Raw genomic sequence first — 23,163 nt, forward strand, 5'->3', positions numbered from 1 at the left:
GTAGGCCACGATGAGCCTGTTCGGGGACGGCCTGGACGCCGCGGTGCAGAAGGCCTTCACCCGCCCGGCGCCCAAGAACGCGGGCCCGCAGATGCGGTACCTGGTCAAGCAGCTCAAGGGCACGAAGGCGGTCGCCCAGATGCTGCGGGTCTCCCAGCGCACCGTCGAACGGTACGTGAAGGACCAGATCAAAAAGCCCCGCCCCGAACTCGCCGCGCGCCTGGACCGCGAGGTGAAGAAGCGGTGGCAGCCCCAGATCAGGGCCAAGGCCAGGGCGAAGGCGGCGAGCACGGGCGGCATCGTCATCGACGCCCGCGCCCGCATGGGCTACACCGCGCCCATCGGGTCCACGGACCAGGACCGCATCCGGCACCTGACCGTCGCCCTGCCTCCTCAGTACGCGGCCCGCCTCTTCGACGCCCAGGAGGCCGGCGCCACCGACGCCCAGCTCCAGGAGATCGCGGCCGAAGCGCTCAAGGAGGTCTACTTCCAGGACGGCGGCCGCCGCGCCGGCTCCCTGGAAGAAGTCCGGTTCACGGACATCGAACACCTCGAGTTCGACCTGTAGCAGCCGCACCTTGAACAGCTTGTGGGCCCCGGGACCGATGTCTGGAGCCCACGCGCATGTCCGTTGAATTCCGGCTCAAGGTCTGGCCCACGAGCCGCTTCGGCAGCTCAGACAGCCTGGCTGATACAGCCAAGCCGCTCCGGGCGTAGGTGAATAGAACAAGCCATTCCCCATCTGATGGTTCCCTTGCAAAGCTCTTTGTGTGTCCCTCCACGAAGCAGCCCGGACAACGGGGCACGACCGTCCAGCACAGCGGAACCGTCCGGCCATTGGAGCCGCGCTGATCTTGCTTGTGCACGTTGGTGTTGATCTACGGTTGCCCCGGCATCCGCGCATATGCCGACCACCTATCAGCACGGGTGCCGTCAGCCACACCATCAATCCAAGGGGGAACCGTTTTGCTTACCGCAACGCGCTCGAAGACGAGGCGTCCAGTCATGAGGCGTATCGCCACTGCTGTTGCGACCGCCACGGCCGCGACCCTACTGGCGACGACTGCAGCACAGGCGGTCCCGCCGGCTCCCACTCGGCCGGCGGCGGTTCAGACCATCGAGGCGGCACAGATCGTCCTCGAGCAGCTGAAGAGCAAGGGTGAGGTGACCGACCGGCTGGTCATCGACACCCTCGACCCTGCACAGGCCGCCCGCTATCAGAAGCTGCTGGATAGCGGCATGTTCGACGCGATGTTCCGTGCCGCTGAGCAGAGCAACCAGTTCAGCGCCAGCGACGTCCGCCTGAGCATAGCCCTGGCAGCACTGACGAACGACGACGCTGGCATCGACGCTATCCTGAACATCACCGCCGAGGACATCGCTGCCGCCATTGAGTGGCAAACTGAAACCAGCGGGCCAGAAGAGGACGGAATGCTGAAGCCTCAGTGGGAATTCAACTGGGGCATCGTCACCGGCACCCTCTATCTCAACCGGACGGAGACACGCAACGCGCGCGACGCCGGCTACATCGTCGCCCTGGCGGCCGGCGTGTGCTCCGCCGGCTTCCCCATCTGCTTTCCCATCACGGCCCAGGCGGGCGGGATCGGGATTGCAGCGGGCCGCTACTACGAAGAGGGAAACTGCGTGAAGCTGAAGGTGATCGGCCCTACGCTGAAGCCAGAGCGGCACAAGAAGGGCCAGCGCAACTGCAAGTAGAAGGGAAACCCAGCGGTGCTTGAAGACACACTGTCGAACGCCGTTTATGCGCTCATCGTCGGGGCATGGCTGATCTACCTGGGACCGATGGCGTGGCGGCGGTTCGCATCTGACCCGCACGCCGTCGACCGGGCAGCTCTGCGCTATGCGACCGTGATTGCGGCCCTCCTCGGCGCGGCAGTCGGTGCAACAGTGGCGCTGGTCAGTACATGGCCGGGCATCACGGCAGGCCTTGCAGTATTCGCCTTCGCGAGGATCGTGATTCCGCGCCACGCTCGATGGCAACTAGCAGGAGAGAAGGGGCCCCGGCCCTCTGCCTGAGAGCAGGCCCTCACCAACTGGTGAGGGCCTGCTGCTTCGCTACTGAACCCGCTGGCCGCCGCGCCGGCTCCCTGGAGGAGGTCCGGTTCACGGACATCGAGCACCTCGAGTTCGACCTGTAGCAGCCGCGCCCCGAACAGCCCGCGAGCCCGGACCGCATCGGTCTGGGCTCGCTCGCGTATCCGCGGGGGGGCGAATGTTCATGCACGCGACACCCCTGTTTATCGCCTTCGTTCGGCGAGGGTGAGCGTTTGGTGCACCTGAGTACCTCGCAGGCACGCACCGACCTGGTCACCCGCGCGAAGCCGACCGGCACCTGCTGACCAGCAAGCGCATGACGAGGATGCCTTCGCCCGAGAAGTGGCGGAGGCATCCTCGCGTGCAGTGGCAGACATCGTGTCAGACCCAGCCGCGGCGCATCGTCTGGGCTCCTCTCATGAGTCCCATCTGACCGGCTGTCACCAACCCCCGCATCTCGGGGGAACCTCAAATCGCCAGGAGAAGGGACTTGAGGGAGGATCGCTGCGGGGCAGTGCACGGCACGGGCCCGCTTCGTGCGCGTAGCTGAAAACCGCCACTACGCCGGACGTACCGGCACGGGTCTCGTCGTGCCTGGCCCCCCCGCGCAGCTGCGCGCGTGACGGAAGGCGAGTGCGATTCTCATCAGGCATCCGTGGGTTCGATCGGGCAGTGTCGGCGGGGCCGTGTCACCGCACGACCGGGTTAGCGCCCGCCCATAAAATAGATTAATATTCAACTATCGGCACGATGCAGGAGTGAAAGGATGGTTTGTGCCATGAAGATCACCGCCGCTGTCGCCCGGGGTAAGTCGGAGCCGCTGACGATCGAGGAACTTGAACTGGACGACCTTCGACCGAGTGAGGTCCGGGTCCGCATGGTCGCCACTGGTGTGTGCCACACGGACGCGATCGTGAGGGACCAGGTGTACCCGACCCCGCTGCCCGCTGTCCTCGGACACGAGGGGGCCGGCGTCGTGGAAGCGGTCGGCAGCGCGGTCACCAGTGTGGTGCCCGGGGATCACGTGGTCCTGGCGGCCGCGTCCTGCGGAGTCTGCTCGCAGTGCATGAGCGGGAACCCGAGCTACTGCGAGAACTCCTACGCGCAGTGGTTCGGCGGCCGGCGCCCGGACGGCACCACCTCTCTGTCCTCGAACGGGGAACAGGTGTCGTCCCACTTCTTCGGCCAGTCCTCCTTCGCGACATACGCCAACGCCGTGGAGCGCAGCGTGGTCAAGGTTCCGGCCGACGCACCGCTGGAGAAGCTCGGCCCGCTGGGCTGCGGGCTGCTCACCGGCGCCGGAGCGGTGCTCAACGAGCTGCAGCCTGCAGCGGGCACGTCCCTGGTGGTCTTCGGGGCCGGCGCGGTGGGCTCGGCAGCCATCATGGCGGCCAAGGTCGCAGGCTGCACCACGATCGTCGCCGTGGACCTGCATGACTCCCGGCTGGACCTGGCCCTGGAGATCGGCGCCACCCACGCCATCAATTCCGGCAGCGCCGACGTCGTGTCCGAGCTGAAGAGGATCACCGGCGGCAAGGGGGTGGACTACGTCGTGGACACCACCGCCGTACCGGCCCTGCTGACCCAGGCGCTGGACGCCCTGGCCATCCGGGGAACCATCGTTCTCGTCGGAGCCGCAGCGGCCGGTACGACGGTTCCCTTCGAGATCGGCGAGTCCCTTTTGAAGGGCTGGACGTTCAAGACCGTCATCGAGGGCAGCGCGGTGCCGCAGGTCTTCATCCCCCGTCTCGTCGAGCTGTGGCAGCAGGGCCGCTTCCCCTTCGACAAGCTCGTCCGGACCTACGAGTTCAAGGCGATCAACGAGGCATTCGCCGACTCGGCCAGTGGGGCGACGGTCAAGCCGGTCGTCGTCTTCTGACGTTCCGGCCGAGGTCCGTCGAGACCAGGGACCGGGGTCGAGGACCGAGTCCCGTGGGCCCCGCAGCCCGAACGCGAGGGGCGCACGAGTGTTGAGCTCGTGCGCCCCTCCAGGCCACTGCGTCGTCCGTACGGGGGGGTGCCTCTATGTCTTTCGTCAAGGCGCCTAGGTTTGGTTTGGGATGGTTTGGCTTGCCGGGGTCATGCGGCGAGTTCGACGTCCCTGGGGACGCGGGGTTCGTAGAAGGTGCCGTCGCGGAGCATGGCGAACAGGACGCTGATGCGTTGGCGGGCGAGCCGGAGAAGGGCCTGGGTGTGGGTTTTGCCGCGGGCTCGCTGGCGGTCGTAGTAGGTGCGGGAGGCGGGATCGGCGTTCATGCAGGCGAAGGCGGAGAGGAACATGGCCCGCTTGAGCTGACGGTTTCCGCCTCGGGGTGCGTGCTCGCCGTGGATCGAGGTCCCCGAGGATCTCGTGGCCGGGGCGAGGCCGGCGTAGGAGGCGAGGTGGGCGGCGGTGGGGAAGCCGGTGCCGTCGCCGACGGTGACCAGCAGGACGGCGGCGGTCCTGACGCCGACGCCGGGCATCGACGTCAGGACCGGGGAAAGAGGGTGCGCCTCCAGCAGGGCGTTGATCTGGGTTTCCAGGGCCCGGCGCTGTTCGTGGACGGCTCCCAGCGAGCGGGCCAGGGTGGGGATCACGATGTCGAGGGTGCCGGTGCCCGGGACGACGACGGTCTGCTCGTCGAGGGCGTCGAAGACGTCGTCGATCAGCCGCTTGGCCATGCGCGGGGCCTTGGGCCGGATGGCCTCGACGAGTCTGCGGCGGCCGGCTTTGCGCAGGGCGGCCGGGGAGCCGTGGCGTTCGAGCAGCCAGGTGACGGCCTGGTGGTCGAGGCGGGGGCCCAGGACGCGTTCCAGGCTGGGGTGGAACTGGGTGAGCAGGCCGCGTATCCGGTTGCTGGTGCGGGTGGCCTCAGCGGCGAGGTCCTGGTCGAAGCCGACAAGCACGGTCAGCTCGGCGGTGATCTCGTCGGTGAGTTCGAGCGAGCGCAGAGTGTGCGGCATGGTGCGGGCCGCGTCCGCGATCACGGCGGCGTCCTTGGCGTCGGTCTTGGCCTCGCCCGGGTAGAGGTCGGCGATCCGGCGCATCGCCAGTCCGGGCAGGTAGGCGACCTGGCAGCCCGCGTCCCGGGCCACGGTGAGCGGCAGGGCGCCGATGGAGGCGGGCTGGTCCACGATCACCAGCACGGTGCCGAACTTCGCGGCCAGCTTGTCGAAGACGGCCCGCAGCTTCGGTTCGCTGTTGGGCAGCTGCTTGTCGAAGACCTTCTTGCCGGCCGGGGTGAGTCCGTGGCCGTGATGGGCACTCTTGCCGACGTCCAGGCCGAGGAACACGCCCGCGTCTTCGGTGTCGAACATCGCACCCTTCCAAGGTGTTGACGGTGCCGGCCTCGGCTTCGGTGTCGTACGCGCGCATCCACGTTATGCAGACCTGCCGCCCGCGAGCTGCCCGGCATTGCGCCGGACCGGACGGTGGCCGGACCTCTGATCAGCGTCTCCGACGGCACCTCCCGGGCCCGGTGACACCACCCCCCAGGTCATCCGATCGACAGGGGGACACAGTCATGCCGGGCCCGGAGGCCAGCGGCCCTCTTGCAGGACCGCGAAAAACATAACGGGGACGTCCCCCGGTTCCTCGACTCCCGTCGGCCCGACGTGAGCCAGAAGCTGGCCGGTGGGGAAAAGCCGACCGTGGCGGTCAGTTCAGACGAAGCCGCCAGGCGGCCGCTCCCACCCGCCTACGATGCCCAGCATGCGGAAGACCAAGGCCTTCAAGGAAGCCGTTGCCCAGACGCTTGCCGAGCTGGCCCACCGTGGGGTGACACTCGCACCGTCGACCGTCGCCGACACCATTGAGAAAACCATCAACACCGTCTCCGAGCGGCTCGGTATCCAGGTACGTTCCGCCTGACGGTACTTCGACGCCTCCGCCACGGCCGACCGCCTCGCACAGAGCCTGGCCTCCTTCGAGGAGAGCAGCAGCGAAAAGAGTGCCGGGCAGGCCCCGATGCCGCCGATCGACAATCCGGAGCTCGCCTTGGTCCTTGCCGGTGTCCCGGACTCCCTGGCGCAGACCGGCGGCGACCTGTACGCGGTCATCATCAACGTGGCCGTCAACGCCTGGATGGCCGGCCACATCCACGGCGAGGACGGCTGTGTGATTGGGCGGTGGGGTGGCAGTGGGTGGGCGTCAGCGGGCTCGTGATGTGGGTGTCCTGGTAGCGGGGTCCAGGGCGGGGTTGTGGTCGCTGTCATGGGGTGACCAAGCGGCTGTTGTGGTGTGGCTAGCAGGTTGGTCGCTGGCTGTCATGGGTTTCGCTGTTCCTGTGTGAGGGGTTGGCGGGGTCGGCTGGGGCTGCGCCGACGGGGGGTGTGCCGTTGGCTCGGGGTGTGGTGGTGCGTCGGCTTCTTGCGGTGGATGGGGAGGGGACGCTGACTGCGCTGCATGTGCGGATCGCGGCGGAGCTGGCGGGTGTGTCAGAGCGGACGGTGTGGCGTTGGCTGGCCGATGGGCGCCGGGGCCACGTCGAGGCGCGGCCGCGGCAGGACGGGTTCTCGCTGAGTGACGCCTTGTGGGAGGTCCTTGCGGAGGTGGGCGGGAACGTCGCGGAGTTGCGGCGCAGGATGCTCCGGGCCGAGGAAGAGGGGGCGTTGGAGGGCTGGGGTGCGCAGTGTGTGCCCTCGCTGCCGACATTGCACCGGGTGATCAAGCGGGATCTGGGGGCGGGCCGGGTTCTTGAAGTGGTCCGTCCGGCAGGGGCCCGGGTGGGTCTGGAGCCGAGCCGGTATGACCGGGCGCTGGCGGATCTGGGGCTCGTGGACGGGGCGAGTGGTCCGCTTGTTGTCGACGGGCCGCCCGCCGACGTGCCGGTGTCGGAGGACGCCGCGGATGCGGGGGTGCGGAGCGGCGGTGTGCGGTTGTACGTGCCGGGGGCCCGGCTGGTGTCCACACGGCAGGTGGCCGCTGTGGCGGAGGCCGTGGGGCATACGGTCGCGGCACGCGGGATGTGCTGTGTGTACGGGGACACGGGCCTGGGGAAGACGGTCGCCGTCGAGCAGGCTTTGCATCTTCTGCCCGGCCGGGTGCCGGTGTGGCGGGCGGTGGCCGGCGTGGCACCCGGTCTGCCGCAGCTGCGGGCCTCGCTGTGTGAAGCGCTCGGGCTGCCGTCGGGGGCGCTGCCGCACCGGGCCGGGCCGGCCAGCCGGGCTCTGACGCGGGCACTGGCCGAGCCGGGTGTGCTGTTTCTCGATGACGCCCAGCGGCTGACGCCGCCACTGCTGGATTACCTGCGGCAGGTGTGGGACGCGCCGGGCTGTGCGGCGGCGCTGGTGCTGTGTGGGGCGGGAAGCGAGCGGGCCCTCGCCCGTGCTTCGGCGCTGCGCTCACGAGTGCTGACCTGGCATCAGGTCGGCCGGCTTGAGCCGTCTCAAGTACCGCAGACGCTGACGCTTTTCCATCCCGTGTGGGCGGAGGTGGACCCGGACGACCTTGCGCGGGCGGATGAGCAGATGGCGCGCGGCAATTTCCGCACGTGGGCGAAGATCACGTCGCATGTCTACGCAGCCCGCGAACGCGGCCCCGCAAGGCCTGTGGACCGGGAGCTGATCGAGCAGGCCTGCGCGCGTCTTGGCCCTTACCCGTGACCGTCCGCGCTGCTCGGAGGGCTCGTGTAGGAGGGCCTTCATCTGTTCCGAGACGAGGTGAACGAAGGCGCGCTCCATGAAAGTGGAAGAGGCGGAGGGGCACGGCGTGAACGGGCAGCCGATGGCGCCGCCGGAGGATCCGGCCGGTGTTTTGGGGGAGGAGTCGTTGACGGCGTTGCGGGCGCTGGCGGTGCGTCGTCTGCTGGCGCTGCGCGCCGAGCGGCGGCTCTCGCGGGAGCATGTGCGCCTGGCCGGGGAGTGCCTGGGCGTGTCGGAGCGCACGGTGTGGCGGTGGCTGGCTGAGGCCTCCCGGTCGCCCCAGGACGCGATCCGCCCCGGGGAACGCAGCGGTGAGCGGTTCGAGATCACCAGGGAGATCCGGGTGCTGCTGGCGTACTGGCACGGCAATGCTTCCGCGGTCCACCGACAGTTGGTGGCCCGGGCCCAGACCGGCGGCCGTGACGGTCAGCCGACGACGGCATCTGAATCCGCGGCTTCTCCCGCGGGCGCCCCGCCGGCTGCGGTGCCGTTGCTGGACCCAGTGCCGTCGCTATCGACGTTCCTGCGCGCGGTGCGTCGTGATCTCACCGCGGGGGAGCGGGCCGGTCTTGCCGCGGGACCGGACGCGGCCCGCGCGCACGACGTCTTCGGCAAACGGGCGGCCTCCTGGCGCAATCACGTGTGGGAGACCGATCACGTCCAGGCACCGCTGCTGGTCGATGCCGACGGCGACCTGGTGCGCCCCTGGGTGACGTGGTTCATCGACACCGCCACCAAAGTGATCACCGGCACCGCGGTCACTCCTGGCGTTCCTTCCCGTGCCTCCGTGCTGGCCGCGCTGCGTGCCGCTGTTTTGCGTGATGATCCCTACGGCCCCGCGGGAGGGACACCGGAGCAGGTGCGGGTGGACCGGGGCAAGGACTTCCTGTCGACCACCGTCACCGCCGCGTTCGGCACGATGGGCGTGACGGTGAAGGACCTTCCCGCTTACAGCCCTCACCTCAAGGGCACGGTGGAGAACCTCAACCGGGCCGTTGACCGGATGCTGTTCGCGGCCCTGCCCGGCTACACCCTCACCCCCACCAAGCCCCGCTCCGGCCGACGACACAAAGGCGTGGGCAAGCCGGAGACGTCCGGTGCCATGTCGTTTCAGGACTTCACCGCGGAGGTGCTGGCCTGGACCCACTGGTGGAACACCGAGCACCGGCCCCAGGCGCTGTCCGGCCGCACGCCGCTTGAGGCATGGCAGGCCGATCCGACTCCCGTCACCGATGTCCCCGCGGCCGACCTGTGGACGTTCACCCTGGAGGACGACGGCCGCCCGCGGAAGCTGACCAGCCACGGCGTGCGGTGGCGCGGGCGCACCTACATCGCCCCCTGGATGACCGGCCAGGCCGGCCGTACCGTCACCGTGCGCTACATGCCGCACCACGATCACGAGATCGACATCTGTGACGCGAGCGGCAAGTATCTCGGGCCCGCGCACCTCGCGGACGCGGCCACCCCCGAACAACTCAAGGCCCTGCGCACAGCCCGTGCGGAGCGTGCCCGACGTCTGCGCGCCGAGGTGAAAGCCGCCGAGACGCTGCGCCGACAGCGCTTCGCCCCGGCCACCACGGCAGGGCCGGCCCAACGGCTGGGAGCCCTCACCGCCGCTCAAGCCGGGCACGAACTGGCCGCCATCGAGCACAACGACGCCTCGAAGCTGGCGCTGCCGGACCTCATCCCGCCCGCCGCGCCCCCGGTCGATTGGCGCACCCCTGCTTCCCTGGCCGCGCTGACCACGCCAGGCCCGCCCGTCCCGCACCCGTCCGGCCGTGATGGCGCTTCCGCCCCGGACGGCCGCGACGGGCGGGCCGCGCCTCCCACCACCGACGACGACGGAGACGCCTCGTGACCGCGGCCACCTACCAGTACGTCGACCTGCCCGATGCGTCCGTGGTCACCACCCGTGCCCTGCTCACCGCCCGGGAGAACATCACCGACACCGTCGCCGCCCGCGCCATGATGTGCATCCACGGCGGCGCCGGCTTCGGCAAGACCCTCGCCGTCAACACCTGCCTGCGCGGACTCGAACCCGGCGAGGATGTCCGCAAGATCACCTTCCGGGCCCGTCCCACCGCCCGAGCGGTGCGCTATGAGCTGTTCGCCGCACTCGATCTGGCCGGTGAACCGCCGCGCCACCCCAGTGAATTCGACCGCCTGCTGAAGACTGCCCTGGCTGAGCGCCCCCGCACCTTCCTAGGGCCTGTTCTGAGTTGAGATCACGGGATCGGTCATTCCTGCCCCAGGTGGGTACTGGCTGCGGTAGACCGGTCGCGTGACTCGTGGTGACCTGACCGATGCCGAGTGGGAGTTGATCGAGCCGCACCTGCCGCTGGGGGCGTTCGGGCCGATCCCTGACCTGCGCGGCTACTTCAACGCGGTGATGTGGCGGTTCCGAACCGGCAGCCCCTGGCGGGATGTGCCGGAGAGCTACGGCTCCTGGTCGATGATCTACGACCGGTTCCGGATGTGGGCGCGTGACGAGGTCTTCCAGACCCTCATGGACGCGATGATCGCCGAGGCGGCGGCCCGCGACGATGTCGATCTCAGCCTGGTCAGCGTGGACTCGACCGTTGCCCGCGCGCATCACCACGCGGCGGGCATGGTCGTGGACCCGGAGCTCCTTGAGGACCTGGAGAAGGCCGTGGCGGAGGAAAAGGGGCTGCGGCAAAGGGGCAAAACGACCCCATGGGCGAGGGGTCCGCAGTCGGGGAGGACCCCGAGCGGGAACAGCGCCGCGCCGTGCGCCGACGCCGCAGGGCCCGGCTGCGGGCCGCTGAACTGGGCCGCTCCCGGGGCGGGCTCACCAGCAAGGTCCACCTCGCCGTCGAGCGGCGCTGCCGTCCGCTGTCCATCGTCCTGACCCCCGGACAGGCCGCGGACAGCCCGCGCTTCATCCCCGCCCTGAAGGAGATCAAGGTGCGTGGTCCCGTCGGCCGCCCCAGGACCCGGCCGGACGCAGTGGCCGGCGACAAGGCGTACTCCTCCCGCGCCAACCGCGCCCACCTGCGCAGACGCAATATCAAGGTGGTGATCTGAGGTTCCCCCGTTGCTCGGGAGGGGCTGATCAGCTGGTCAGAGCGGGTTGGCGGGGTTTCAGGTTCGCTCGTTCGGACGCTGCCTGCTCGGCGTAGTGCTTCTCTTCGAACTCGACGGGGCTGAGGTAGCCGAGGCGTTTCTGGATGCGCCGACTGTTGTAGAACCCGTCGATGTACTCGAAGAGCGCGAGGTTCGCCTCGGCCCGGGTGGCGAAGGTGCGGCCGCGGAGGCCCTCGGTCTTGATGAGCATCCAGAGGTTCTCCGCGAGGGCGTTGTCGTACGAGTCCCCGACGGAGCCCATGGATGCCTCAATTCCTGCCCGCACCAAGCGTGTTGTGAGCTTCACGGACGTGTACTGACAGCCGTGGTCCGCATGGTGAATCAGCTGGCCGGGTTCGACCTCCCGGGACGCGAGGGCGTACTCGAGGGTGGCCAGCACGAGGTCGGCGTCCGCGTGGGCGGAGGCCTCCCAGGCCACCACCCGGCGGGAGAACGCGTCCCTGATCGCCGACAGCCACAAGGGCCCCTCAAGGGTCGAGATCATGGTGAGGTCGGTGACCCACAGCCGGTTCGGCCTGTCGGCGGTGAAGTCGCGCCTGACCAAATCCGGGGCGAGGTCGGCGTCCCGGTCGCGGCGGGTGAAGCCCTTGCCCGTCCGGCGGGGACTGATCCCGGCGAGGCCGGCTTCGCGCATGAGCCGTTCAACTCGTTTGCGGCCGACGTGGACGCCTTCGCGTTTCAGGACAGCGTGCACGCGGGGCGAGCCGTAGATTCCGCCGGAGTCGGTGTGGATCTGCTGGATCTGCCTGGTCAGCTCGGTGTCCCGGCGGTGCCGTTCGCACGGCTCCTTCTTCGCCCGGCGCCAGCGGTAGTAGGTGGAGGAGGGGATGTGCAGTTCCCGGAGGGTGGGCTCGATCTCCAGGTTCTCGTGCTCGTCGAGGAGCGCGGTCACCTGGGCCGGGTCGGGTCGAGCTGTGCCGCGAAAAAAGCCGAGGCCGTCCGCAGGATCTCGTTCGACCGCTTGAGCTGGGTGTTCTCCTTGCGCAGCGCGGTCAGCTCGGCGCGTTCGTCGCTGGTGAGCAGGTCGTCGCGTTCGCCGGCGTCGGCCTCGGCCTGGCGGATCCAGCCGCGCAGGGCCTCGTGATGGACACCGAGTTCCTCGGCCATGCGGCGGATCACGGGCTTCGGCTCCGCGGTGCGGTACATCCGCACCGCGCGCTCACGCAACTCCAGTGGGTATTTCCTCGGGGCAGGCATCAGCAGGGCTCCTCTCTGTGAGTCCTACCTGACCTGCTGTCACCATTCTCCGCATCTCGGGGGAACCTCAATCCCGGAGAAGGCCGACCAGGCCGCCCACCGCAAGAGAAAGGGACGCTCCGGCGGCCGCCCGGTCAGCCACGACGCCACGCTCTACAAAGATCGCAACACCGTCGAGCGCGGCATCAACAAGTTCAAGGAGTGGCGGGGGCTGGCCACCCGCTACGACAAAACGCCCGAGAGCTATGCCGCCGGGCTCCACCTGCGCGGATCCATCCTCTGGTTACGCAGCCTGCCAGCCCTCCCGTGATCTCAACTCAGAACAGGCCCTAGTTGTATTGATCACGAGCGTTGTTGACACTGCTGGATCTTGAACATGGCGAAGACCTCCGGTGTGGTGGGAGCTGTCTAGGAACTCACCGCACGGAGGTCTTCGTGCCCCACCGTAATGCCCGGCTGACCGTCTTCGGTAGAAGACTGCTGGTCGAACGTGTCTGCTCAGGCCGTCCGGTCGCTCACGTGGCCGCCGAGATGGGTATCTCCCGGGCCACGGCTCACAAATGGATCCGCAGGTGGCGGGCTGAAGGCGAGGCGGGCCTGCACGACCGGTCGAGCCGGCCTCACACGACGCCGCACCGGACCGCGGCCTCGGTCGAAACCCGCGTCTGCGACCTGCGACAGAGCCGCAAGCTCGGGCCGGCCAGGATCGGCCCGATCCTGGGCCTGCCCGCCTCGACCGTCCACCGGATCCTGACCCGCCACCGGCTCAACCGCCTGGCCTGGCTCGACCGCCCCACCGGCACGCTGATCCGCCGCTACGAACGCGAGCGTCCCGGGGAACTCATCCACGTCGACGTGAAGAAACTCGGCCGGATCCCCGACGGCGGCGGTCACAAAGCGCTGGGCCGCCAGGCCGGCCGGGCCACCCGCAACAACATGGGCTTCGACTACGTCCACTCCGCCGTCGACGACCACACCCGCCTCGCCTACAGCGAGATCCACGGCGACGAGAAGACCGCGACCTGCGCGGGCTTCCTCACCCGCGCGGCCACGTTCTTCCACAGCCAGGGCATCACCCGGATCGAGCGGGTGCTGACCGACAACGCCTGGGCCTACCGCAAGGGCCTGGCCTGGAAGGCAGTCCTGGCCGAGCTCGGCGCGACCGGCAAGCTGACCCGGGCCTACCGGCCGCAGACCAACGGCAAGGTCGAACGCTTCAACCGCACCCTGCTCGACGAATGGGCCTACCTGCGGCCCTACACCTCAAACACCGAACGGACCGAAGCCCTGGCAGACTTCCTCCACACCTACAACCACCACCGCTGCCACACCGCACTGGACGGACACCCGCCCATCAGCCGTGTCAACAACGCTGCGGGTCAATACACCTAGTGGACGAGGCCCAGTGGCTCAACGGTGAGGCGTTCGAGTACTTCCGCTACTTGTGGGACGAACCCTCCACCCAGCTCGCGATCATCTTCGTCGGCGGCGAGGGCTGCCACACCGTGCTGCGCCGCGAACCGATGCTCTCCTCCCGCATCTTCATCTGGCAGCACTTCACCCGCCTCAACCCCGACGAGGTCCTCGAGGCCATCCCCCTGTTCCACCCCATCTGGGCCGACGCCGATCCCGACGACATCACCTTCGCCGACAGCCACGCCGCACACGGCAACTTCCTCGCCTGGGCCCAGCTGACCGCCCACACCCGCACCGCCCTGGCACGCACCGGCCGCCCCCGCGTCGACCAGGAGCTGCTGCGCTGGGCCTTCAGCCGCCTTGGCTGACCACCCCACCGCCATGCCGCTCACCGTGCCGCCGCCGTCCGTCACTGTGGTCCTCGACCCGGGCGACGACGCGATCCACACGCACACCGCTCTGGCCGCCCACCATCCGCCGTCCGGCCGGATCACCCTGCACCCCGGCCCGGGAACCACCAGCGAGACCGGCCTCGCCCACGACCTTCTCGTCGCCCTGGGCAAACCGCCCCTTCTTCCGGGCCGCTTTCCCGGTGGCCGCCAGCCCGCCTGGGAAGCCGCCACTGCCTGGCTGACCGCCCTGCCCGTCACCCGGCTGACCGTCCTGCGCGCCCACCGCCTCACCGCCCGCCGCACGATGCGCCTCCTGCAGCTACAGGCCCGCACTGGTATCCACCTGACCCTGGTCTGCCACCGCCCTCACCTTCCCGCCGCTCTGCACCAGGCCCTGCGGACGGCCGACTACTCCGTCACCGCCGACTTCGAGGCTGCCCGCCGCCACTACTACGGCACGCCTATCGCCGAACCCCCGCCCGCAGACGAGCCCGCCGCGCCGGTTAGCCGGTGGCTCACCCTGTCGGCACTGGACCGCCTCGTCTCCTACGACAGCCCCCGCCCCTGCGCCGACCCGTGCACGCCACCGCCGATCGCCTGGCGGCACCGCCCACCGCCCGTGCCTCTCACCGCGCCCACCGCCCAGCGAGTCGCCCGCCGGCTGCACGCGGCCACCGCACATCCTCGCCTGGCCGCGGCCGTCGCCGCCGCGCTGTTCACCGGCGCCTCCCTCCAGCAACTCGCCACCGCACGTCCCTGCGACTACGACGACGCTGCGGCCACGCTCGCCCTGCACGACCGCGCCCGCTACACCGACGGCTGCGCCGCTCACCCCGTACCACCCTGGTCGGGCATCTTCCTGCGGGCCGCAGCCTGCTTCACCCGGCTCCTCTCCGGCGAGGATCAGGAACTGCTTGCCGCGCCAGGTGACCGTGGGCACCTGCTGCGTGTGGCGGAGACGGCCAGACTGCGCCCGCCCCAGCCGCCCGCGGCCCGCCGCAAAGGCCCGGCCGGCCGTGTGGAGTGGGACTGGCGCGAGCGGCAGGAAGCCGAGAGGTACGAAGCCATGCCGACCAGTCGCGTCAGGCCGCCCTCGCGACGCTGAACACTCTGACGCGTTTCGCTCGAAGAGGCGGGCTCATCAGATTGAGAAGTCTGCGAACTCGATGTCGCTGAAGGCGATGTGCAGACCGTGTGCGCGGCGGCCCCACTCGCGGAAGTAGGCGTGTCCCAGCGCGCGGGCCAAGATCACCGTCTGCTGCTGTTCGCCCGCGCCGGCGTCCCGAGCGGCGAACAGTTCGCGGGCCACCTCTCCTGGCAAATACTGAGTGATCCACCGCACCCGCGGATCGTCCGACGAGCCTGCAGGCACCACGAACCCGAACCGCGCCCTGGTGTGGATGACGAATCCGTCCTCTTCGGCCATGGCCCGCTGGCGCGCGCGGACCCGGGGCTGCCAGCGCGCCCTGACGACCTCATCGATCCTCTTCGTGTGCGCTGCGCTGGGACGCCGCCGCATTTCCGGCCGATCAGTGACCCATCGCTGCACGGTGCGCTGTGAAACGCCCACAAGACGCGCCACGTGCTTCGTAGAGCCCTTCTCCGTTCTCATCAAAAAGCGCAATGCCGAGGCGCCTGTAGGCACCGGGCGCGTCATCAGCGCTCGCTCAATGCCATCACCTATCTTCCCCACATACACTCCCCAGCACTCGGCCACCCTGGCGGTCACACCTTTAACGCCCGTCTGCGCTGCCATGTCTTTCACATTCGCTGGGCCCAATGAACAAAATGCGTCATCCGCACGAGACCACAGAGGGTTCTGAGCTGCAGGGCCCACGGCGAACGCCCGAGCTATGGCCAGGTCTATGCCTCGGTGATCCAGTCCGTAGGGATCAGGGCTTTGCCTTGGCGCCAGTTTTCGATTACGGCGTCGCGGAACCAATCGTCTCGTAGGTTCACGTGATCGCACACGATGATCTGCAGTCCCTGGCCGTTGCGGTTGACGACGTCTCGCATGAGGGAGAAGTAGCTGCGTACTGCTTCCCAGTCGGCGTCGGTGAGGGCGCCTACGTCATGGACTTCTTCAGGGAAGAAGGCCTGGGTGGGCTGGTCGAACATGACGAAGTGCGGGACGGGCCGCTGGTGTTTGAGTAGGTAGGTGTGCAGGGCCAGGTGCGCGACGAGGTGGTACCCGATCCAGTTCTTCGCGCTGCCGATGCGGGTGAGGGGGATACGGCTGGTTTCCGTGCGCAGGACGACGTTGAGGAGGGAGAGGCTGATGCGTACTTCTTCAGCCTCGTCTGCATGCTCGAGATCCAGCTCGCGGGCCCAGTCCGTCATGTCCAGCGCGATACGGCTGAGGCGGCTTTCCGTTTCGGCCCTCACATCGTCGGCATCGACCAGTTCCTGCAGTTCTGCGATCCGCTCCTGCATACGAGCCACCTGGCGGCGCAGCGATCCAGATTCGTCTGCCGACTGCGACGTAGTTCGTTGCAGTTCCTGGAGAATGCGCCCTTGCACGTGAGCCTGCCGCGCGTGCTGGTCATTGATCTCCTGGAGGCGGCGGTTACTGGCCTGCAGGGCCTGGAGCGCTGAGGCATTGGCCTGGAGGCGCCTGCGGACGTCTGCGATCTGCTCGTTGAGTTCCTGACGGTGACGGGTCCGCGATGGTTGAAGTGCTTCTGCGTCGGTCAGCTCGGACTGGAGACGGCGCGTGAGGTCGTTGAGCTGCTCGATGTCGGGGTCGGGCTCCTCCAAGGCCTGATTACACAGGGGACAGACCTCGGGCGCCCCTGCGTCTTCGGGACTGAGGAGCTGCAGAGACGTAAGGCGGCCGAGCTGGGTGTGGAGCTCACCGGTGAACGCCTGACTCTCCTGCTGCCACGAGTCGAGAAGGGCCCCGGCCTCGTTGAGATCGTGAAGTTGTTCCCTCAGCGCCTGTCGCTCCGCAGCCAGGCGTTCTTGCATCCCGTCTTCGCCGAACACCGGAGGCGCCGATGGATCAACAACTGTGTCCGCCGCCTCGCGCAGCAGGACACTCAGTTCGGCTGCCGATGCGCGCTCTGGCACAGCCTGGACCATGCCTGCCTCCTGGGCGAGGCGGGCCAGGCCGTGCAAGGCGGCGTTCGTGGATTCGTTGTCCCGCTGGCTCTCATCAATCTGTCGCTGGACGCGCCGCAGGGCCCGGGTGGCCTCCGCAAGCTGTCGTTGGCGTGCGGCCTGTTCCGGTCCGGCCGCACCGAGGAAGTACGGCAGCGTGTCCTTCATCATCTGCGCCATGCCGGGCTCGGACTGGCGATGGAACAGCAGCTGCTGGTTGGCGATCTCGGTCTGCTTTTGCAGGCACATGTAAACGGCCTGGGCAATAGAGACATTGAACGCGTAGCGTTCGGCGCCCGCCGGAGGTTCGAAGCGGAAGTCGTCGATGCCCAGGCGAGCGCTGAGCTCTGCGCGGAGCGCGTCCGTGTCGGCATTCGCTCTCATACGGTCGCCTGCCGGCAGCTCGAGCGTGTCGTCGCCGATGATCAGCATGGCTTTGTTGGTGGAGGCTCCCGCTGGGCGGGGCCGGCCCAGGAGCAGGCGCGTCGAACCGATCTGTACGAGCAGCGCGTACCAGCCCACCGTCTGAGTGATCACGCCCTCTGGCAGCGAAATGTGCTGCCGTCCCAAGCAGTACTCGATGATGTCGAGGACTGCCGATTTTCCGGTCTCGGACTCTCCGGTGAGGATGTTCAAGGCTCCGGGTTTGAAGGTAATGGTGCGCGGTGCTTGCCTGCCATCACGGTGATACAGGGCCAGAGCGAGCAGATGCATGCTGAGGTGGCTTCCTTGGAGCGCTAGGGGCGGACCCCGAGCAGGGCGAATGCGGTAGCAGGCGATGTCGCTGCAAGCCAGCGGCCAACGAGGGCCGCAGCGCGTGTGCAGTCGACGAGCTCCGCTCCATGACTGTTCGCGCTGGGACGCCTGGGCTGTCTGGTCACTGCGAGGCCGCTGGAATGCACCGTCAACACGTTGTGCCGGACGCCGAACCGCTGGGACGCGCGGGTGTAATGCGTTAGCGAGGCGGCGCGGTGCGGGTATGACGCGCGCTGGATCGGATTATCAGCCAGCCAGCTGGCCAGCGGCGTGCGGACATCTCTCGGGAGCGCGGCGCGGGAGTCCGGCGGCAGCACCAGGGGAAGGACCAGGAAGCTGCTCGGCAAGGGGAGAGGCAGACTGGGGCCCGCTGCGATGTGGGCCGCTACACAGTGCGCCAGCACATACGCCCCGAAGGCGGGATTGAACAGGGCTGCAGCTTCAGGGAGTTGACGCGCGGGAGCCGACATGACTATTCCTCCCCGTCAGCAGTATCAGACGACTGGGACAGCAGGTTCTCGAAGTCGGGATGCCAGCCCACCGGCTCGTCGTCCTGCGTAGCCAGATCGGCCAAAGCGTGAAGCGTGCCGCGGGCGACCCACCGCTTCTCCACCTGCGGACGCAGCCGCAGTGTTTCTACAGCAGCCATGGCCTTGTCCAGAATGTCCACACCGGCCTTGACCGCATCGTCCCCGTACTCGCCAGCGTCAAAAGCGTCGGCGAGTTTGGAGAACACCATCTCCCATTCACGCCGGAGATCTGACTCGAACTGGTCGAGTTCGCTCTGGGCGACGTAGTGACGGTGGAGCCAGCGAGATCGATGGGTCCATGCGTGGTGATACTCGCCGAGATGGAATCGGATGCTTCGGCGTCCCAGTTTCAGGAGCTGGAGCTGGGCAACGAAGACGCGGTCCTTGTACCGGGCCACCTCTTCCTCGGTGAGCCTTTCCAGCCGGTCGCTGATGGGCAACGAGGTCTGCGCGTACTTGCTCATCACATAGTCGATCTTCGTGCGCAGTTCCTCGGCGGAAACAGTCTCCCTCCGGCTGGGGTTGGAGCGGTCGAGCATCTCCTTGGAGACCCCCCACCACCAGCCCTTCAGCTCCTCCAGGATCTCTTGGCTCTGGCCCTGATCCGTCTTCCATACGCCGATCACTTCACGGAGCTTAGAGTCCACCTCTGACACTCGAGGCGCCAGATCGTCCACGACGATCTGGCCCACCAGAGCCTCCCGGACCACCGGAGTACACCGGAGGAAGCGCTCCCGCCAAGGGCGTGTCGTCTTCGGACCCTCGTCATCACCAGCTAGCTCCTCAAGAGCTGCTAGAGCTGCGGCTACATCGCGCGTCTGCGGATCGGCGCGCAGCTTCTCCAGGAGGCTCCCGGCAGAAACCTGCTGCGTGGTGACCAAGCGGAGCAGCGGCAGCGGCGCGTCCCCGAGGATCTCTAAGGCATCGCACCAGGAATTGATAGAACGCCACAGATCAGCACTGGTGGAGCCGATCTCTCCCTGACCGCCATGATGCTTGGACTGCACAAGCTCGACAGGAACTGACCCGTGCAGCAGGTCAATGTCGTCCAGCATCTCCATGCGTAGCGTGGCCTCTGCGTCCTTGAACCACCGCTGCGCCAGCTCTACCAACGCCCACTCGCACTGGTAGAGGTAGCCCAGCATCTGGCCAGCCGCTGAGTGGGGCATCTTCTCTGTCACGATGCGCGTCACTCTAGAGACAGCCTGCAACTGGATCAATACACACTCATAAGATCGCACATCGGAGCGAATCTCCGCTGACTCCGATTCCTGTGCGCGACCTCTATGCCCACTCCACACCCAGCTCCCGTAGGGCGTCGAGCTGTTCCTGGGCGAGCTTGTCCCGTCTCGCGCGGGTGTTCGATACCCATACGCCCAGCTTCACGACTACCGGCTGCGCCTCGCCGTCGACCGTGATCTCCTCGGCGTGGCCGCGAGGCACCGGCCGGACCGCGCCTTCCCGCTCCACCCACTGCGCGAGGGCTGCCAGGCCCCGCTGGAACGCCTGCTGCGCCTTGCTCGGGCCCTTCGTCGCACGCCTTCCCGCCGGGGCGGGAGACGGCGCCTCGAGCGGTTTGATGCCGAGCGTGGTCAGCCGTTCCTGCTGTTCGGGCAGGAGCCGTGCCCAGACGGCCGGCTGCTTCTGCTGTTGGAGCCACTTGCCGATGTCGTCGCCGTCCATGAGTACGCTGGGTGCGATGTCGGGCAGGCTGCCGTCGGCGTCGACCAGGTCCGCCAGGACGCGGTAGTGGCGTTGCCAGTCCAGTGGCCACGGGCAGTTCCAGTCCGGGTCGATCGCGGTGAGCTGCGCCGCACGCTGCTCCGCCCGCTTCGGGTCCTTGCCCAGGCCGTTCTTCGCGCCCTTCCGCCGCAGGTTGGCCATGTGCTGCCCGATCGGCACGGGAACGCCGTCGGCGGGGTCGGTCCACACGGCGTCCTGACGGGGGGCGAGATGCCCGGTGGCCCGCCGGTAGGACCGGAGCGTGGCGAGCTTGGCTTCCCAGGCTTCCTCGCCGGGCTCCCACACCATCCCGGCCTCGGGCGCGTCGAGCAGCTCCTTGCGGTGCGGATCGAGTTCGCCGGCGCGCAGCGTCTTGCGCTGCTGGTGCACCCACCGCCCCAGCGGGAAGTCCTTGGTGATGCCGACCTCGACCTCGGTGTCGTACGGGACGGCGTACAGGCTGGTGATCTCGTTCTCCCTGCGCCAGCGCAGCAGCGCCTCGTATCCCTCCAACCAGGCCAGGGACTCCGGCCGGTAGACCCGGGTGCGCAGGAATGCGGCGATCGTGGCGGCGTCGCGCGGGCTGGAAAAGTGCAGCAGCGCGGACTCGGCAGCGGCGTCGGCGTCGTCCTGCTCCTGGTCCTCGCCGTCCCCTTCGCCGCCGGCACCGACGATCCGCCCGTCCTCGTCGCGCCGGACGTGGACCTTGCGCTTGCCGTGGGTGAGGGCGCGGGAGGCGAGCTGCTCGACCAGGCGCTCATCGTGCGAGCGCAGGCCCTGAAGGACCGCTACGAGGGGGCGGAACGAGGCGCTGGCGACCATGTCCTGCGGGTCCTCGCCGGGCTGGAGGAAGACCGGCACGATGATCCGCGCGACCTTGGTGGAGCCGTCGCGGTTGAGCCTGAGTGCGCGGCCGATGTTCTGCACGATCTCCACCTGGGAGCCGCGGGTGTCGGCGAAGCAGGTCGCCTCCACGCCCCGCTCGCCGGTGATGTCCACGCCCTCCCCGAGCACCCGCACCGAGGCAAGGAACGCCCGGTGCACGCGCCGGTTGTTCGCGTCGATGCCGTTGGCGAACTGCCGCAGGACCTCGCGCCGCTCGCTGACGAGATGGTCGCCGCACAGCCACGCCGCCCACACCCGGTCCGGGGGTACGTGGCGGCCGGCCTCCAGCTCGTAGAACTCCGCGTCGATGGAGGACTTCGGCAGGGCCTCCGCCTTCGCCAGGTCCTCGTCGGTGACGTCGTTGACGTACAGCTCGGCCGCCGTCTTGGGCAGCTTCTCCGCGAACGCGGCGGCCTCCTCTACCCGCTGGTGGAACGTCATCACGGTGCGCAGGTTCCACTTCGCGGCGTGCTCCAGCAGCGCCGTCTGCAGTAGAGCCATGCGCCGTCCCCGCAGCGCCTCCTCCGACTCGCCGAAGACGGGGGAGGGGTCGCGGATTTCGAGCACGTCGATCTCGAATCCCGCGAGGATTCCGCGCTCGATCGCCTCTGAGAGCCCGAGCTCGGCAAGCCACGGCCCGTAGGTGGCGGAGTCCTGGCCCATCGACGCCAGCACCAGCTCCTGGCCGTCAGCGCCCTTCTGCGGCCGGGGGGCCGCCAGGATGCGCGGGGTCGCGGTGAGGTAGAGGCGGAAGTTGGCGGGGATCCGCTGGTTGTCGTGGATAGCGGCCCACGGACGACCGAGATCACCGGCGGTTCCGTGGGCCTCGTCCACGATCGCGAGGTCGAAGCCCGCCATCTGCTGCCCGTAGAGCCGCTCCCCGCCTGCCAGAGCGGCCTCCAGCGGCCCGCGAACCTTCCGCTGGCACTCGGGTGCATCGATGTCCTCACGGTCCACCAGGGAGGCATACGTGGCGAACACGACCACGGGCCCTGAACCTGCCCATAGGGCGAGCTGGATCGGGTTGGTGGTGGTGCGCACGTCCAGCTCGTTCAGGACCGGGTCGTTCTCCAGAGAGCACACCGCCACCATCGGGGATCGGTGGCCCACCAGGCGCCACGCCTGGGCGGTCTGCACGAGCAGGTCCAGGGTCGGCACCGTGACGAGGATCTGGCCGCCCGGGAAGCACTCCAGCGCGCACGCGGCCGCCGTGATCGTCTTGCCCGAACCGGTCGCTGACACGATCGTGCCCCGAGCACCCTCCGGGGGCACAGATGATCTTGCAGGGAATCCCACCCATTTACGGAAAGCCGCCTTCTGGTCAACCTGGTGTCCCTTGAGCTGAATACCCGGCATTTCGAAGTCCTCCCCTGACTCGTTTCCTGACCGCTTCGGAAAATCACCGGGACGGCATGAAGGGCGGGACTGACACCGTACCGTCCTCGCCCACCACGACCCGCTCGGCGAGCTGCGCCAGGACCTGGGCGGGCATGAGCCCGGCCCGATCGGCCGCCGCCCGGATCAGCCGGCTAGGCGCGGCAGACAGCCACAGCTCCGCCCGCAGTTCATCCGCCTCCTCCCGCCGCCGCGCCTCGAAGGCGGCCTTGGCCGCGAGAGCACCGTCACGCCGTTCTGTGCGCTCCTGAGCCCACGTGGAGCCTTGGGTGTCCCGCTCCGGCTCGTACGCGCCCCAACCGGCCTGAGCCATCAAGTCCCTGACGCGCTGCCACTCCACATGCTTTGCCTCCCAGACGGCAGCCAGCCGTTCCGGGTCCGTCTCGAACTCGGAGAGGGAACCGCCTCGCCTCAACTGCTCCGCTGTCTCACGCTCGCGAGTAGCAGCCTCCGCGACCTTCTCCGTAACGGCGGCCATATCGAGACCGTGTGCCTGGCGCCTAACCTGTTCCCGCGCCACATCCTGAGCACTCCACATGCGATTTCCCTTTTCCTCTCACTGAGCCTCGGCCCGGTCCGAGCGGTTAGGGGGTGTCTCGTGTTTCCGCCAACGGTACATGGCGCATCAACTTGAGCACCCGCTACACTGAAACCCGACACGAACGAGCGACCCCCTCCCTCGTAGCCAGCCCGGCCCGCGACAGCGGGCCTCAACGGTTCTGGAGGCGCAGCCGGAAGGACCGTCAGGCGGGGGGAGCGCAGCGGACCCGCCGGCCAGGCTGGAGCGAAGCGAAAGCCTGGTAGCGAGACGAAGTCCCGCCGGTCCGGGAGCGCAGCGGACGGACCGTCACCCTTCTTGCACAGCAAGAGGGGTGAGCGGGTGGCGCAGCCACCCGCCAGCGCTCCCGCGGAGCGGGAGCGCAACACCCGCGCGCAGCGCGGGTGTTCGCTTGCACATCGCGCAGCGATGTGGTACCCGCTCCGCGGGA

Annotated in this window: 22 protein-coding genes and 2 pseudogenes; 15 read left to right on the top strand and 9 right to left on the bottom strand. The window is 68.5% G+C overall.

The features are described 5' to 3' along the window. The first annotated feature begins 10 nt into the window (after positions 1–10). The 4 genes from VM636_RS30160 to VM636_RS30175 all read left to right on the top strand — a co-directional run bounded on the left by VM636_RS30160 (position 11) and on the right by VM636_RS30175 (position 3,934). Entirely contained in the window at positions 11–568 is a 558-nt protein-coding gene (locus VM636_RS30160) for a hypothetical protein (protein ID WP_053914764.1), read from the top strand. 437 nt (positions 569–1,005) lie between these two features. Further along, a complete protein-coding gene (locus tag VM636_RS30165) occupies positions 1,006–1,716 on the top strand; it encodes a hypothetical protein (RefSeq protein WP_053914763.1) in 711 nt (236 codons plus the stop codon). A 15-nt stretch (positions 1,717–1,731) separates the two neighbouring features. Continuing rightward, a complete protein-coding gene (locus VM636_RS30170; protein ID WP_159042151.1) occupies positions 1,732–2,037 on the top strand; it encodes a hypothetical protein in 306 nt (101 codons plus the stop codon). Between the two features lie 796 nt (positions 2,038–2,833). Beyond that, the gene (locus VM636_RS30175; protein ID WP_053914762.1) at positions 2,834–3,934 is read left to right on the top strand and encodes an NAD(P)-dependent alcohol dehydrogenase; all 1,101 of its coding nucleotides are present in this window, start codon (positions 2,834–2,836) and stop codon (positions 3,932–3,934) included. 200 nt (positions 3,935–4,134) lie between these two features. Here VM636_RS30175 and VM636_RS30180 read toward each other — a convergent pair whose 3' ends face one another. Next, complete coding sequence (locus tag VM636_RS30180; RefSeq protein WP_338483161.1) at positions 4,135–5,352, bottom strand: IS110 family transposase; 1,218 nt, start codon at positions 5,350–5,352, stop codon at positions 4,135–4,137. A gap of 394 nt (positions 5,353–5,746) precedes the next feature. Between VM636_RS30180 and VM636_RS30185 the strand changes: the two genes are divergently transcribed. The 7 genes and pseudogenes from VM636_RS30185 to VM636_RS30215 form a co-directional block, all read left to right on the top strand. Then, positions 5,747–5,905, top strand: coding sequence for a hypothetical protein (locus VM636_RS30185; RefSeq protein WP_234340520.1), 159 nt, complete (start codon positions 5,747–5,749; stop codon positions 5,903–5,905). Between the two features lie 96 nt (positions 5,906–6,001). Next, positions 6,002–6,199, top strand: coding sequence for a hypothetical protein (locus tag VM636_RS30190; protein WP_234340519.1), 198 nt, complete (start codon positions 6,002–6,004; stop codon positions 6,197–6,199). 185 nt (positions 6,200–6,384) lie between these two features. After that, complete coding sequence (locus tag VM636_RS30195) at positions 6,385–7,638, top strand: ATP-binding protein (RefSeq protein WP_159042162.1); 1,254 nt, start codon at positions 6,385–6,387, stop codon at positions 7,636–7,638. A 76-nt stretch (positions 7,639–7,714) separates the two neighbouring features. Then, the gene (locus tag VM636_RS30200) at positions 7,715–9,535 is read left to right on the top strand and encodes a Mu transposase C-terminal domain-containing protein (protein WP_338486261.1); all 1,821 of its coding nucleotides are present in this window, start codon (positions 7,715–7,717) and stop codon (positions 9,533–9,535) included. Next, positions 9,532–9,900 carry an ATP-binding protein gene (locus VM636_RS30205; protein WP_234340517.1) on the top strand — a complete coding sequence of 123 codons (369 nt, stop codon included), beginning with the start codon at positions 9,532–9,534 and terminating at the stop codon, positions 9,898–9,900. Before VM636_RS30200 ends, VM636_RS30205 begins: the two co-directional genes overlap by 4 nt. Before the next feature lie 58 nt (positions 9,901–9,958). Beyond that, positions 9,959–10,546 carry a transposase gene (locus VM636_RS30210; RefSeq protein ID WP_107091443.1) on the top strand — a complete coding sequence of 196 codons (588 nt, stop codon included), beginning with the start codon at positions 9,959–9,961 and terminating at the stop codon, positions 10,544–10,546. Continuing rightward, positions 10,465–10,710 (top strand): annotated as a pseudogene (locus VM636_RS30215) (transposase); the annotation flags it as partial. The gene VM636_RS30210 and the pseudogene VM636_RS30215, both read left to right, overlap by 82 nt. 40 nt (positions 10,711–10,750) lie before the next feature. Here VM636_RS30215 and VM636_RS30220 read toward each other — a convergent pair. Both VM636_RS30220 and VM636_RS30225 read right to left on the bottom strand, forming a co-directional pair. Beyond that, the gene (locus tag VM636_RS30220) at positions 10,751–11,674 is read right to left on the bottom strand and encodes an IS3 family transposase (protein WP_338483157.1); all 924 of its coding nucleotides are present in this window, start codon (positions 11,672–11,674) and stop codon (positions 10,751–10,753) included. Next, the gene (locus VM636_RS30225) at positions 11,671–11,979 is read right to left on the bottom strand and encodes a transposase (protein WP_030423472.1); all 309 of its coding nucleotides are present in this window, start codon (positions 11,977–11,979) and stop codon (positions 11,671–11,673) included. The genes VM636_RS30220 and VM636_RS30225 overlap by 4 nt, the downstream gene beginning before the upstream one ends. Positions 11,980–12,049: 70 nt before the next feature. On the opposite strand from VM636_RS30225, the pseudogene VM636_RS30230 reads away from it, so the two are divergent. From VM636_RS30230 to VM636_RS30245, 4 genes and pseudogenes are all read left to right on the top strand, one after another. After that, a pseudogene (locus VM636_RS30230) lies at positions 12,050–12,289 on the top strand (transposase); the annotation flags it as partial. A 125-nt stretch (positions 12,290–12,414) separates the two neighbouring features. Further along, a complete protein-coding gene (locus tag VM636_RS30235) occupies positions 12,415–13,371 on the top strand; it encodes an IS481 family transposase (protein WP_338482875.1) in 957 nt (318 codons plus the stop codon). After that, the gene (locus VM636_RS30240) at positions 13,371–13,763 is read left to right on the top strand and encodes an ATP-binding protein (protein ID WP_338486264.1); all 393 of its coding nucleotides are present in this window, start codon (positions 13,371–13,373) and stop codon (positions 13,761–13,763) included. Before VM636_RS30235 ends, VM636_RS30240 begins: the two co-directional genes overlap by 1 nt. Next, on the top strand, positions 13,756–14,892 hold the full coding sequence (locus VM636_RS30245) for a hypothetical protein (protein ID WP_234342026.1): 1,137 nt from the start codon (positions 13,756–13,758) through the stop codon (positions 14,890–14,892). The genes VM636_RS30240 and VM636_RS30245 overlap by 8 nt, the downstream gene beginning before the upstream one ends. Before the next feature lie 36 nt (positions 14,893–14,928). Here the strand turns inward: VM636_RS30245 and VM636_RS30250 are convergent, their stop codons facing one another. From VM636_RS30250 to VM636_RS30275, 6 genes are all read right to left on the bottom strand, one after another. After that, positions 14,929–15,543 (bottom strand): XRE family transcriptional regulator, encoded by a 615-nt coding sequence (locus VM636_RS30250; RefSeq protein WP_234340514.1) that lies wholly within the window; start codon positions 15,541–15,543, stop codon positions 14,929–14,931. 107 nt (positions 15,544–15,650) lie between these two features. Continuing rightward, entirely contained in the window at positions 15,651–17,600 is a 1,950-nt protein-coding gene (locus VM636_RS30255; RefSeq protein WP_053914812.1) for a DUF3732 domain-containing protein, read from the bottom strand. A gap of 23 nt (positions 17,601–17,623) precedes the next feature. Continuing rightward, positions 17,624–18,112: a three component ABC system middle component gene (locus tag VM636_RS30260; RefSeq protein WP_078962864.1), complete on the bottom strand. Its 489-nt coding sequence runs from the start codon at positions 18,110–18,112 to the stop codon at positions 17,624–17,626. 2 nt (positions 18,113–18,114) lie between these two features. Beyond that, entirely contained in the window at positions 18,115–19,353 is a 1,239-nt protein-coding gene (locus VM636_RS30265) for an ABC-three component system protein (protein WP_234340513.1), read from the bottom strand. 103 nt (positions 19,354–19,456) lie between these two features. Continuing rightward, positions 19,457–22,135, bottom strand: a complete 2,679-nt coding sequence (locus VM636_RS30270; RefSeq protein WP_338486270.1) for a Helicase associated domain protein — start codon at positions 22,133–22,135, stop codon at positions 19,457–19,459. A gap of 43 nt (positions 22,136–22,178) precedes the next feature. Further along, positions 22,179–22,487 (bottom strand): hypothetical protein, encoded by a 309-nt coding sequence (locus VM636_RS30275; protein WP_338486272.1) that lies wholly within the window; start codon positions 22,485–22,487, stop codon positions 22,179–22,181. Positions 22,488–23,163 lie beyond the last annotated feature (676 nt).

This window comes from Streptomyces sp. SCSIO 75703 (genome assembly GCF_036607905.1).
In the GTDB taxonomy this organism is placed as follows: domain Bacteria; phylum Actinomycetota; class Actinomycetes; order Streptomycetales; family Streptomycetaceae; genus Streptomyces.

Coding starts and splice junctions, on each gene's coding strand:
- VM636_RS30190 (WP_234340519.1), top strand. CDS start 6,002: ATGCCGCCGATCGACAATCCGGAGCTCGCCTTGGTCCTTGCCGGTGTC.
- VM636_RS30260 (WP_078962864.1), bottom strand. CDS start 18,112: ATGTCGGCTCCCGCGCGTCAACTCCCTGAAGCTGCAGCCCTGTTCAAT.
- VM636_RS30250 (WP_234340514.1), bottom strand. CDS start 15,543: ATGGCAGCGCAGACGGGCGTTAAAGGTGTGACCGCCAGGGTGGCCGAG.
- VM636_RS30225 (WP_030423472.1), bottom strand. CDS start 11,979: ATGCCTGCCCCGAGGAAATACCCACTGGAGTTGCGTGAGCGCGCGGTG.
- VM636_RS30175 (WP_053914762.1), top strand. CDS start 2,834: ATGAAGATCACCGCCGCTGTCGCCCGGGGTAAGTCGGAGCCGCTGACG.
- VM636_RS30255 (WP_053914812.1), bottom strand. CDS start 17,600: ATGCATCTGCTCGCTCTGGCCCTGTATCACCGTGATGGCAGGCAAGCA.
- VM636_RS30165 (WP_053914763.1), top strand. CDS start 1,006: ATGAGGCGTATCGCCACTGCTGTTGCGACCGCCACGGCCGCGACCCTA.
- VM636_RS30200 (WP_338486261.1), top strand. CDS start 7,715: ATGAAAGTGGAAGAGGCGGAGGGGCACGGCGTGAACGGGCAGCCGATG.
- VM636_RS30270 (WP_338486270.1), bottom strand. CDS start 22,135: ATGCCGGGTATTCAGCTCAAGGGACACCAGGTTGACCAGAAGGCGGCT.
- VM636_RS30275 (WP_338486272.1), bottom strand. CDS start 22,487: ATGGCTCAGGCCGGTTGGGGCGCGTACGAGCCGGAGCGGGACACCCAA.
- VM636_RS30185 (WP_234340520.1), top strand. CDS start 5,747: ATGCGGAAGACCAAGGCCTTCAAGGAAGCCGTTGCCCAGACGCTTGCC.
- VM636_RS30180 (WP_338483161.1), bottom strand. CDS start 5,352: ATGTTCGACACCGAAGACGCGGGCGTGTTCCTCGGCCTGGACGTCGGC.
- VM636_RS30160 (WP_053914764.1), top strand. CDS start 11: ATGAGCCTGTTCGGGGACGGCCTGGACGCCGCGGTGCAGAAGGCCTTC.